This is a genomic window from Pseudoalteromonas sp. SR41-8, assembly GCF_014163915.1.
In the GTDB taxonomy this organism is placed as follows: Bacteria; Pseudomonadota; Gammaproteobacteria; order Enterobacterales; family Alteromonadaceae; genus Pseudoalteromonas; species Pseudoalteromonas rhizosphaerae.
In genome coordinates this window covers 1-11,219 of record NZ_JACJEE010000002.1, presented here as the reverse complement: position 1 = coordinate 11,219, position 11,219 = coordinate 1, and the positions used below count along the sequence as shown (strand labels likewise).

Sequence of the window (11,219 nt, the reverse complement as noted above, 5' to 3'; positions counted from 1 at the left end):
AAGCCTTTATCTAACTTGTGCGGTAGACTCGCGTGTGATTAATCGCGCTTCAAGCGTAACCTGATACGGTTGCTCTTGCGGATCACCAATATGCTCAATCAATTTAGTAACCGCTTGTTTAGTCATTTCTTCAACCGGTTGCGCTATGGTAGTAAGACCAGGCCAAATATGACGAGCGATTGGCGCATTATCAAACCCCGCGATAGAAATATCATCGGGTACTTTAAATTGACGTTGTGTTGCCAATTTTAATACCGCCGCAGCCATGTAATCATTTGATGCAAATACGGCGGTTGGACGTGGGGTTAAGTCTAAAATGCTGCGCGCACTATCGACCCCAGAATGATAACTAAAGTTACCCTCTTCAACCAAACGTTCATTAAATTCAATGCCGTGCGTACTAAGTGCTCTGCGATAACCTTTGAAACGCTGCTCAGTGGCACTGTGATCTGGGTGGCCTTTAATAAACGCGATCGCTTTATGACCAAGCTTAATTAAGTGCTCAGTGATCTCAAATGCGCCCTGCTCATCATTACTGCGTACTGAAATTGAATCGTCTTCAAGCACTGCTGATGCAACTCGTGCATACGGAATTTTTTTACTTTTGAGAAAATCGACTAATACCTTAAAATCTGAAAATGGCGGCGTCAATACCAAGCCATCAAGACGAGAAGATTGTAGTAAATGCTCAATATTACTGATCAACGCATCACCACGTAAATCACACGGGTGGATCAACAAGTTATAGTTGTTTTCTTGACACGCAGCAAGCGCACCGGTTTGCACCCGGGTGATATAACTTTTACTCGGGTTATCGTAAATGCAACCAATAATAAAACTACGATTTTGCGCCAAACCGCGGGCGATCGGGTTAGGAGTGTAATCTAGCTCTTTAAAAACCTTAAGAACTTTTTCACGGGTTGCATCACTAACATTAGGTTCATTATTTAAAACCCGAGACACGGTTTTTTTAGAGACCCCAGCATAACTTGCAACACTATTTATTGTAACTTTCTTCATCCAACCTTCCCAATAACACCCCTATGAGCGATGTATTATGACTGCTCATTGACGTGCAAACATGCAGCAGCACCAATAAGTGGAATATTATCTTGTGTGACTAACGTCACTGGTATTTGGCTCACATACTGCGACATGATCCCTTTAGCACCAAAACGCTCAACAAAACGACTAGCAAGTAAACGAGCTTGCATACGCGGTAAAATACCGCCACCAATATACACACCACCTAACGCACCAAATGCCAGTGCTAAATCGCCTGCGACACTGCCAATCCAATCACAAAATTGATTTAACGTAGCATCGCAAATGGCACATTCACCACTATTTGCTAATTCGCTAATTTGTGCAGCGGTTAAATTCTTAGCATCGACACCTTTTACAGCTGCCATGGCTTGATACAAATGAGCAATACCCGGCCCTGAAAATACTGTTTCGACCGATACATGTGGCAATAGCTTACGTAACTCGATGATCAGCTGAGTATCTAATTCACTCACTGACGCCAACGTTATATGCCCACCTTCACAACTCAAAACAGCACGTGATTGGCTAGTACGTACTAAACACGCCGCACCAAAACCAGTGCCCGGACCCATGACTGCAATATTTGCATCAGTATCGGCTTGTCCTGCTTTAACTGCAATGTTTTGTTGTGGATCTAAATAAGGTGCTGCATAGGCAAACGCAGCAAAATCGTTGATCACTTCCAGTTGAGCTAAATTAAACTCAGCTTTTACTTGTTCGACACTAAAGTGCCAACCTAAATTAGTTAAATGTACTTGGCCTGCTTTTATCGGTCCAGCCACGGCTAGACACGCGCGTCGAGGTTGAATATGACTAACTTGAGATAAATAATGCGTTATTGCCGCTTCCAATGAACCAAAATTGGCACTGGGGAAAATGATATTATGCTCAATAACGAATTGTTTTTCTTGTAGGTTAAAAGCAGTAATTAAAGCAAAACGGGCATTAGTGCCGCCGATGTCGGCCACTAAGATAGGATCGAATTCTGAATTTGGCTTGGAGTTCATCGTGTTTTCTCTTTTGTCTAAGCGGTTTATATACTTAGCTATAACCGTGCTTATTATTTTAATTTCAATGGTCTTGCTATCGCTATGAGATAAACTTTGAGCTATCACCTCAAAGTAGTTACTCTAGTATAAAAAATGCTGCCCAACTAAATGGGCAGCCAATACGTTTTGACAACAAAATGATAAAACACCCGCATTATGACACCGGTGTCAGGGTTGAATCAATAAAAATTTTAAATTACTGATAAATTACTGATAAATAGCTTGTAAAAATCAGCAAATAAACGAGAATGACACGAGTTATTTGCACTTTAGTTAATTGAAATAGTTAGGTTGTGTATGAAAGGTAAAGCTACATCGTTTGACATTGCACACTACGCAGGGGTATCACAATCCACTGTCTCGCGCGCCTTGCGCAACAGTCCATTGGTTAACGAAGAAACCCGCAAACGTGTTTTTGAGGTAGCCAAACAGCTTAACTACAAAGTAGATAAAAATGCGAGTAACCTTCGAACTCAACAAAGTAGTACATTGGCTTTGTTACTGTTTGAAGATCCCACAGCAGATGAATCACAAATCAATCCGTTCTTTTTAGCGATGCTGGGCAGCATAACGCGTGCTTGCGCAAAAGAAGGGTATGACTTATTGGTATCGTTTCAATCTGCAAGCTCAGATTGGCAAGCGGACTACGAAGACAGTCACCGTGCTGATGGTATTATTTTATTAGGTTATGGCGATTACATTGATTTTCAGCCTAAGTTTAATACCTTGCTTGAACAAAACACCAAATTTGTATGCTGGGGAGCAACGGTAGATAATCGTGCCGATTTAACAATTAGCTGTGATAACTATGGCGGCGGCCAACTTGCTGCTACGCATTTAATTGCCCAAAACCGCACAGACTGCGCTTTTATTGGTGATGCATCTGATCATAGCCCTGAATTTTTTGCCCGTTTTAATGGCTTTAAAGACAAGTTAAAACAACATGCTATTACCTTAAGCGAGCGAAAAATAGCGAATGCGATTTCGACCGAAGAGTCTGGTTATCATGCCACACGTTCGCTTATTGCCAACAATACTACCTTTAATGCCCTTTTCGCAGCTAGCGATCTGATTGCTATAGGTGCAATACGCGCTTTAAAAGAAGCCAATATTAACGTGCCAAAAGATGTAGCCGTGATAGGTTTTGATAATATTTCGATTGCCAGCTATGTAAACCCACCACTCACAACTATAGAGCAAAACACCACAATTGCAGGACAAATGCTAGTTGAAAACTTACTAAAACTAATTCGTGGTGAACAAGTGAAAAGCACCCTACTAACGCCACGATTAATTGCACGAGGTTCCAGCTAACTACATATATTTTATTACATTATTTACGGTCTTTTGTCCTTACTTTTTTATAATTACACGCTAGGTAAACGTGCTATTAACAGCCAATTCACACGTTAATTTCACATTAGTTTTTTTTATCTGAAACTGAGCATTTTTAGTGTAATTTCTCACTCGTCTTTTTATTAGTTTCTCTCTACAATCGCTCTTTTATTTTTGCTCTTAAAAATTCAAGTGAATATCTTATGCTATTAACTATTGTTTATATTATTGGTATTACAGCCGAAGCCATGACCGGTGCGCTGAGTGCTGGGCGCAGAAACATGGATTGGTTTGGGGTTATGTTAGTAGCCAGTGCCACAGCAATTGGTGGTGGCAGCGTACGCGATATTTTACTTGGCAATTACCCTTTAACTTGGGTAAAACATCCAGAATATTTATTGATCACCTGCGTTGCCGGTATTATTACAACTTGGCTTGCAAAATGGGTGGTTAAATTTAAAGGCATTTTTATGCGTTTAGATGCCCTTGGGCTTGCCGCATTTAGTATTATTGGCTGCCAAGTGGGGCTTAATATGGGTTTGCACTATGGTATTTGTGTAGTCGCTGCTATTGTTACCGGCGTATTTGGTGGATTATTACGTGATTTAATTTGTCGCCAAGCGCCGCTAGTATTACATCATGAGCTTTACGCCAGCGTAGCGCTGATTGTAGCTTGTTTATATCTAGCACTACACCACTACAACATTGATGACAACATCAGCGTTATTACAAGTCTAGTTGTAGGGTATTTAATACGCATGGCATCGGTACGCTTCAAATGGCGCTTACCTACGTTTAGTTTATTAGAACCAGCTAATTTGAAAAATGAACAGTAAAGGCAGTCGTTTATTAACCCCTGCTCATAAGCTTTTCAATAGTCCAATTACTTTTTAGGCTATTGAAACAGCCAAAAAATATTATTTTCATACGTTAAAACTAAATAGTTTTAACGGCTGTTTTATTTTGAAAGTAATTATTGAGTAATAAAGATTGCAATAAACTTGTACCACTTGATGTTGCCCAATATAAACCAATAGCAGAGGGGAAGTTTATTAAGGTAATAACACAAATAACAGCAGGAATAATAAATAATAAAGTACTGGTTTGCTCAGCAGTTCCTGGCATCATCGCCATAGAAAAATAAGTGATCACACCTACCAACAATGAAAGTGCAATATCGGGTTTTGCTATGCTCGCAATCCACGCAAACTTACTATTAAACACGATTTGTTGAAGAGCTTGAAACGTACCAAGGCCAAATAAACCCTGACCTGCCATATTTAACACACTCTTTTTATCAATAAATTTAATGTTGTGCTTTTTATAGAGCGCCATTGTAGATTTAGCTATTGCACTGGGTTGATCTTTATATTTATTTTTTATTTCATCAAGCTCAGGCTTTAATACAGCTATCGCCTTTTTGTTACTAACGGTTTTGGCCATCGCTAACAAGTTAATCGGCATTAAAACTAAGCGACCAATTAATGTAAATAAAATAATAGCTAAAGCTTGGCTTAGCCCGACTTCTTGAGTAAAAAAGGCGATAGACTGTACGATAAAGCTCGTAAAAAAATTCCAAAGTTCCATTTACACTTCCCTTTCAGTTTGATGTATTAAAAGTAAACACCTCGACATATTATGTCAAGCAGTTTATTAATGTCCATTATCACGCTGATGGATCGTTTTTAATGATATTTACCAAATAAGGCTATTTTTTATCATGATAAAGACATTTAAACGTTTCTTACTTATGAGCTATATCGAGTTTCTAAAGCTGAGCAAATAACCTCAAGTAAGCGAAGATTCGGAGCTAGTTTAACTCTCGATCACTTATTGATAACTAATATTTGCACAATAAATTCAAGTAAATTATTCACTGCAGGGAAGATTAACGAATTTTGTATTAAGATCGTTTTCTACCTCAACCCAGTACTTAACTTCTATATTTAACACAGCCTTTGAAAATAATTTCTCCTTAAAAATCATGGGCATGTTGTGAATCTGCTTTTAAGTAGATGACATTTCCTTTTGTAAGCCCAGAGACGGATAAGCAGTAGTCGTAGCAATAAATAGCAATGTTGTCTGTGATGCTCAGAACAACATTTTTTAGTTATTTCATATCAAATCATGAACTTAAATGACACCATCAGTACTTGATAGCATATAGTTATTTAATAAGAGGGTGTTGCAAGCATAGGGTAAGTAAATAAGAAAAAGTGAAACACATTAACGAACCAATGGCATAAAATAGCCCACTCTAAACGCTGAGTTTTATAAAAAATGTATCCATAGCCCAAACCTGCAACAGCTGCCACTAGCATGTAACTAGCTCCAGCTGAAAAGTGTGCGAGTGAAAATAAACCAGTAGTGATCACAGGCGCTAGTAATGCAAACCGAGCCGAGATTATCACTTTCGAAAGCTTAGTTTGTATTATCCCTCTAAATAACGCCTCTTCTGCAACGCAGGTAAAAAATAGATTAATTGCTATAAATAAAAACCAAAATTCGGGTACTTTAGGCGCAAACTCCATAAGGCCCAATATTAAAGCAGTGATGAGTGCAGCTAAAATCGTGATAGCAATAATCAAAAGTGGATGCCCTACCATTATTGGTTTTAGCGTTTTATTTTTTGTAAAATAATAAGCGCTCAGCATCAAACCCGCTAATGCTTTATCGAAATTAGCATACAGGGTAAATGTAATCGCATTGCTAGTAAGCTGTTCATTAACAACAATAGGCTGGTTATTAAAACCGGGGAACCAATGTAAGGCTAAACCAAGTGAGGCTATTACAAACAAAGGCGTTGAGATGCTGCGTATTAACGCAGAGGTTGCAGATACCGAAAAGTGTAATAAGCCTAAATAAAACACAATAAAAACAACTGCGTATAAGTTTATATATTCCTGATAATGGGCAGTTATAACACTTAGCAGCAGTAAGTATTGCCAAATTGGTTGGCGCAAAATTACTATCTTACAAAATGGAAAAACGCATAAAATCGATAGCGCTAGGAAACAAAAAGCCATGAATGTGTAATCTTATGTTTTAGATTTTAAAAAGGCTTTTTACTTTAATTAACGCCTTTTACAGATCCGACCAGCAGCATGGCATTTATAAAAGTAAAAAAGTTCTATCCGCTTTTTGCATTTAATATCAATGATACAAAGCACTATAAATGGCATTAGTATCGAAATAAATAACACCATTGAAGTGCCAATAAGTAATAAAATGCGGAAAGCGCCAGATACTTGAAGATAGCTATTGACGCCATAACTTATTTGTTAGGGCTGTGATTCAAGGGACTGCTTTTCTTTGAGGTAAAGATAAAGTGGAAGCCCAAACGACACACCCACAAACAACGTGCCCAGCACAGCAAAATATCGATATGTCACTTTATTTCTGCGACCATCGACAATGATAAAAACCAACAAAACAACGGCAGACACTACAACATCAAGCCAAGCAAATACGCTGATAGAATTTGTCACCGCATCATTAAACAAGAGACCAAGATCTAAGCCATTTGTAACTACCCAAGGAACAAATGCGCCATAGGGCAATAAAATGCCTAATAAAGTAAGTACCAGATAAAACCTAACCATTTCACCATCCTTGCAACTATTTTTAGTAAGCCATAATCAATCTGTAGAATAACTCGTATTTAATTTATTTTTATTGATAGTTTAACCATAGGCGAGTTCCTATTTTGATTCAATCGGTTACTTCGATTTACGTAAAATATAAAAGGTTGTCATTGCCTCATTGACAGTCTATTTTGACCATGATTTTATCTAACAAGTTAACCGTAGGTTTAGAATAATATTTATTACGGAAGATGAACCATCCACTGCACTTTCTGTTAATTAAAAGCGCATCATAGATGTTGTTGGGCTAGGGATTAGAAAGCTCAGGCTAACCGATTATCTGCTCTTTTCTGGAGCGGAGGTAAAGACTATATTTATCACTACTTTTTTGTCTGCTTTACTTATATTTGAAATATCAAACGGTTCCTATACTTAAATAGCTTTTAACGCTTCTTTTTCTAGCTCTTTTTAGCCTGTAGAACACAACTTAGAAAAATTTAGATAACCATTATCTTCAAGGTTTATATGTACCTGCACTTTTTGACCAAAACAAGTTTCGCAAACAAATAAATGTGATTCAATTATACTCTTATTCTTACTAGCCCACTTTGGAACATCAGATTTCTCGTTAAAATCCACAATTTTTCTAGTTGAGAACTTCCTCCAGGTAGTTAATGCTTCATGGTTGAAGCACAGCCTATCATGAGCAAAACAAGATATAGTTTGATTAGATGTTTCATAATTCGCTAGAGCATATATCAAGCCAATTACTTGATTTAAATTTGACCGTCACGGTATGAGGACGGCCAAAAAAACTCTAATGTCTAATGACAGTAGTTAAGATCAATATATGCTATATTTTTGTGACTAGCTCTGTTTTTACAGGAGCAATTAACTCTTTAAATTTAGGGTGTGTAATTAAATCGCGAATCAAAAGCTGAACAGCAGGTGAAAATTCTTGAGCAACTTGTTGACAGGCTTTATCTGCGACCCAATTGGTTGAAAACTCATGTCTGGTCGATATTTTCACAGCGTTATCATTGTTTGATGATGCCGTAAGTTCAAACATCCATTTCCCATTGCCTATATTGGAGTTGAAGTCTATTTCAGTAAAATGTCCATTTAAAATAATCTCCGATTGCTCTTCGTATACACCTGCAACTTTCAACTCTGAAACAAATGCACTGTGAATGTAACTTTCAAAAGACTCTTTATTAGGAGTCTCAACTGAGCCAGCTCCTCTACATGATATGCCACTTTGTCCTGGCTTTACTGATGTAAATGGCTTAACAGCAACTTGTACACCCTTATAATTTTTAAGTGTCTCTATATTTTCAAACGATGCGCCATATTTTGAGGCATGGAAAGAACAACCTGAAATATATATAGCAGTAATCCCTATAATCATTATTTTTATTGTTTTATGCATTCTACTTTCCCTTTTTGTATTTAAAAAATTCAGTTTACGACCAAATTAAATAAAAAATATAACGAGCCTATAGAATTACTCGTTTTAAATTTATTTTTATTGATGTACCGACCATAGCTGAGTTCCTATTTTGATTCAATCAGTTACTGCTATTTCACGTAAAATAAAGAGGACTTAGCTATGTTTTAATTGTTTTTTGCAAGGTGTTAGAGTGACGTCTTTGAGTGGATAAGCACTTCCCTTTCTTAATGTATCGTGTTTTGCAGTGTTTCTAGAATAAAAAGTTGAATAAAAAGGACAGACACATATTTTGTAGAATAAAAAGGACAGACACATATTTTGTGTCAGAAAATTTAGCACCTCTTCCGTTGTGGGTAACCGTATCATTATTTTTTTGCACACTGTTAGTTACAGAACTGAGAATTCAGTGGCTTGGAAGGAGTTTTAGGCAAATAAAGGCAAATAAAGGCAAAGCTAGGTCATCACTTTATTTAACATCGTGTTTTTTAAACAAACCAATAAAGATGCAACTGTTCAACCTGCGCCTTTGTACCATTTTACATCATTTCTAGCGGCTTGCTGCTTTAACCGTGTCTGTGGTAAAGGCTTTAAAGTGCGCTTTACGTTCTTGAATTGAGGTTAAATCACTGTCTTCAAGCGTATCGGCTGTGTTTGCTCTGATAGGGTTCAAATCAACGTAGGCCATGCAACTGAGCACTGCGGTTTCATCTAATAATGCTTGCGACTATTCTTTATAAGTAATGCGCCCTTCCCACAAATTTATAAGGAATAAATTTGAATGCCGTCAGGCAGCCCGAAGGGTGAGCGCCAAGGATGGCAGCGAATAAAATTTACCCGTGCAGTTATCTTCTTTATTGGCTTCGCGAGCAATGTATTCATTAAGGTTTTTCATATACCAGCTGATGTCATAAAGCCTTGCGCGCCATTTAGCGATGATCTCATCAAAAAAGAGCACACTCGCCTTATCTAGCTGCTCACCATTTAAGTAACGATCAACTAAAACATGGCCGTTATAAAGTTGATACCAGCGTTCAATTACTTCATCATCAGACCAATCAAGTGCTTGTCGCCTATTGACGTTCACAACACGATGGTAGTAATTGCTCATAATCGCGTAGGCTGCTATTTCTATGGCAAATACACTACTTAAAAACCTTATTCGCTCTACTAAGCACTCCCTACGGTGATCAAAGTTTTTACCTGTGTATTTATCATCACCACACAAGAATGCACGTCTCACGCATCGTGAGATTAAGTGATAATAAGATGTCGATGCTAAATCAATAAGCTTTTTTCTTGCCCGGGTCATACATATCAACTTCATTAGTACTGTATATAATAACAGTAGTTGATACTATGATTTTTGCAAAAAAAATGTGCCTGTCCTTTTTTACGTCAGCTTTATTAGTCCATGCGTTGACGCGCTTGTTATACGTAACTTGCACTTACTGAAGTTCTTGCTGCCAGTTAACCTTTTGGTAAACTGATTTTTGATTAAAATTAGTATTACCTGTAGTTGGCCCTACATAGTAATACATTCCGCCTGAGAAGCCTGCGCCTCCAACTGAAGTAAGTTGTGAAGGCAGCGCTGCCACTGCATTTTTAGCGTTTAAAAATACATGGTTTTCGGGATAAGCGTTTGTAAGAGAAGGGTCTGATAACGATTGTATAGCCTGATTTATGATACGACTTGAGATAGCTTTGTGAGTTTGGCCTTTTGCCCAGCCTAATGTTTTACCAGTAAATATATTTAGTTCATCACTGTGACCAGCATAAAATACCTCATCTCGAATAATTTCACCGTTTACTTCCAAACACCAGTCAACGATTACAAAACTTGCGTAACTGGCATTTGTAATTACTTGTGAGTAACGGTGAATTTTAGCGTGTACTTTAGCTTTTTTAGATACGTTTGATGTATTTTTGTTTAGAGTATTCAAGATTGATTGCTGAATAGTTTTTTTGTCTGCTGTATCAAAGCCACCCCAGTTAAAAGCTCCATATGACTCGTTATCCGCTGTGTTTTCATCAGTAATTATCGAAACAGAATTTACATTAGCGCTAAATACAGGAGCGTTAGTTAACAATGGAAACTCATTCTTACTGGCAGTACCAGTAACTCCACAACCAGCCAAGATTAGTGATAAAGATAAAAATAGTATAAATTTCACACGTACTCCTTATTTACGTATAACTTTTAAATATGGGGCGCAGACATGTGGGCTAAAATCCGAACGAAGTGAGTCAGCCTACATGTTTGCGTCCCAACCCGCGCAGCGGGTGACTTAATTTGTTTGTTCGATGCTAACCACATAGTCTAAAAAATGCTCCCATGAATCTGCAACTTTTATCGCAACATCTTTGGCCATTCCGATAAGAGGAAGAATAAAGATTTCGCCCGAAGAATTGAATACAAATATTTCGCCACCTCCATTAGAGGCAAAAGCAACATATCCGGGGGCATACTCAGCAATTTGAATATCCGTATTAAATTTTTCTATTGAATCTAGTGGTTCAAGATCAAAGTAATCTGCGTCTGGCAATGTTGTTTCAACATACAAGACTTTGCTTGATTCCAAGTACTCTTTGTATTCAATCGGAAGAAGCTCAACCATGGCACCTAACGAGCCTGTAGAATTACTCGTTTTTAATTTATTTTTATTGATGCATTAACCATAGCTGAGTTCCTATTTTGATTCAATCGGTTACTTCGATTTTACGTAAAATATAAAAAGAGGATTTACTGTTGCTTTA

General features: G+C 37.6%; 10 protein-coding genes and 1 pseudogene. 2 read left to right on the top strand and 9 right to left on the bottom strand.

Annotated elements, in window-relative coordinates; genetic code table 11:
* Nucleotides 1-6: 6 nt before the first annotated feature.
* Nucleotides 7-1,020, bottom strand: coding sequence for a LacI family DNA-binding transcriptional regulator (locus H5162_RS01665; RefSeq protein ID WP_145233466.1), 1,014 nt, complete (start codon nt 1,018-1,020; stop codon nt 7-9).
* A 35-nt stretch (nt 1,021-1,055) separates the two neighbouring features.
* Nucleotides 1,056-2,054 (bottom strand): glucokinase, encoded by a 999-nt coding sequence (gene glk / locus H5162_RS01660; protein ID WP_145233464.1) that lies wholly within the window; start codon nt 2,052-2,054, stop codon nt 1,056-1,058.
* Nucleotides 2,055-2,393: 339 nt separating this feature from the next.
* On the opposite strand from glk, the gene H5162_RS01655 reads away from it, so the two are divergent.
* Entirely contained in the window at nt 2,394-3,410 is a 1,017-nt protein-coding gene (locus H5162_RS01655) for a LacI family DNA-binding transcriptional regulator (RefSeq protein ID WP_182777475.1), read from the top strand.
* A 224-nt stretch (nt 3,411-3,634) separates the two neighbouring features.
* Entirely contained in the window at nt 3,635-4,267 is a 633-nt protein-coding gene (locus tag H5162_RS01650; RefSeq protein WP_145233460.1) for a trimeric intracellular cation channel family protein, read from the top strand.
* Between the two features lie 100 nt (nt 4,268-4,367).
* On the opposite strand, the gene H5162_RS01645 is transcribed toward H5162_RS01650, so the two are convergent.
* The 7 genes and pseudogenes from H5162_RS01645 to H5162_RS01610 form a co-directional block, all read right to left on the bottom strand.
* On the bottom strand, nt 4,368-5,018 hold the full coding sequence (locus H5162_RS01645) for a membrane protein insertase YidC (protein ID WP_145233458.1): 651 nt from the start codon (nt 5,016-5,018) through the stop codon (nt 4,368-4,370).
* A gap of 584 nt (nt 5,019-5,602) precedes the next feature.
* A complete protein-coding gene (locus H5162_RS01640; protein ID WP_259398169.1) occupies nt 5,603-6,394 on the bottom strand; it encodes a CPBP family intramembrane glutamic endopeptidase in 792 nt (263 codons plus the stop codon).
* A gap of 318 nt (nt 6,395-6,712) precedes the next feature.
* Nucleotides 6,713-7,033 (bottom strand): DUF2834 domain-containing protein, encoded by a 321-nt coding sequence (locus tag H5162_RS01635; protein WP_145233452.1) that lies wholly within the window; start codon nt 7,031-7,033, stop codon nt 6,713-6,715.
* 835 nt (nt 7,034-7,868) lie between these two features.
* Nucleotides 7,869-8,444 (bottom strand): hypothetical protein, encoded by a 576-nt coding sequence (locus tag H5162_RS01630; protein WP_182735207.1) that lies wholly within the window; start codon nt 8,442-8,444, stop codon nt 7,869-7,871.
* 580 nt (nt 8,445-9,024) lie between these two features.
* Nucleotides 9,025-9,774 (bottom strand): annotated as a pseudogene (locus tag H5162_RS01620) (hypothetical protein); the annotation flags it as partial.
* A 136-nt stretch (nt 9,775-9,910) separates the two neighbouring features.
* Complete coding sequence (locus tag H5162_RS01615; protein ID WP_182777469.1) at nt 9,911-10,636, bottom strand: hypothetical protein; 726 nt, start codon at nt 10,634-10,636, stop codon at nt 9,911-9,913.
* 114 nt (nt 10,637-10,750) lie between these two features.
* Nucleotides 10,751-11,080: an SMI1/KNR4 family protein gene (locus H5162_RS01610; protein ID WP_182777467.1), complete on the bottom strand. Its 330-nt coding sequence runs from the start codon at nt 11,078-11,080 to the stop codon at nt 10,751-10,753.
* Nucleotides 11,081-11,219: the final 139 nt, after the last annotated feature.

Bases quoted from the DNA above. Each gene is read 5' to 3' on its own strand.
- H5162_RS01665 (WP_145233466.1), bottom strand. From the start codon at position 1,020: ATGAAGAAAGTTACAATAAATAGTGTTGCAAGTTATGCTGGGGTCTCT.
- glk (WP_145233464.1), bottom strand. From the start codon at position 2,054: ATGAACTCCAAGCCAAATTCAGAATTCGATCCTATCTTAGTGGCCGAC.
- H5162_RS01655 (WP_182777475.1), top strand. From the start codon at position 2,394: ATGAAAGGTAAAGCTACATCGTTTGACATTGCACACTACGCAGGGGTA.
- H5162_RS01650 (WP_145233460.1), top strand. From the start codon at position 3,635: ATGCTATTAACTATTGTTTATATTATTGGTATTACAGCCGAAGCCATG.
- H5162_RS01645 (WP_145233458.1), bottom strand. From the start codon at position 5,018: ATGGAACTTTGGAATTTTTTTACGAGCTTTATCGTACAGTCTATCGCC.
- H5162_RS01635 (WP_145233452.1), bottom strand. From the start codon at position 7,033: ATGGTTAGGTTTTATCTGGTACTTACTTTATTAGGCATTTTATTGCCC.
- H5162_RS01630 (WP_182735207.1), bottom strand. From the start codon at position 8,444: ATGCATAAAACAATAAAAATAATGATTATAGGGATTACTGCTATATAT.
- H5162_RS01610 (WP_182777467.1), bottom strand. From the start codon at position 11,080: ATGGTTGAGCTTCTTCCGATTGAATACAAAGAGTACTTGGAATCAAGC.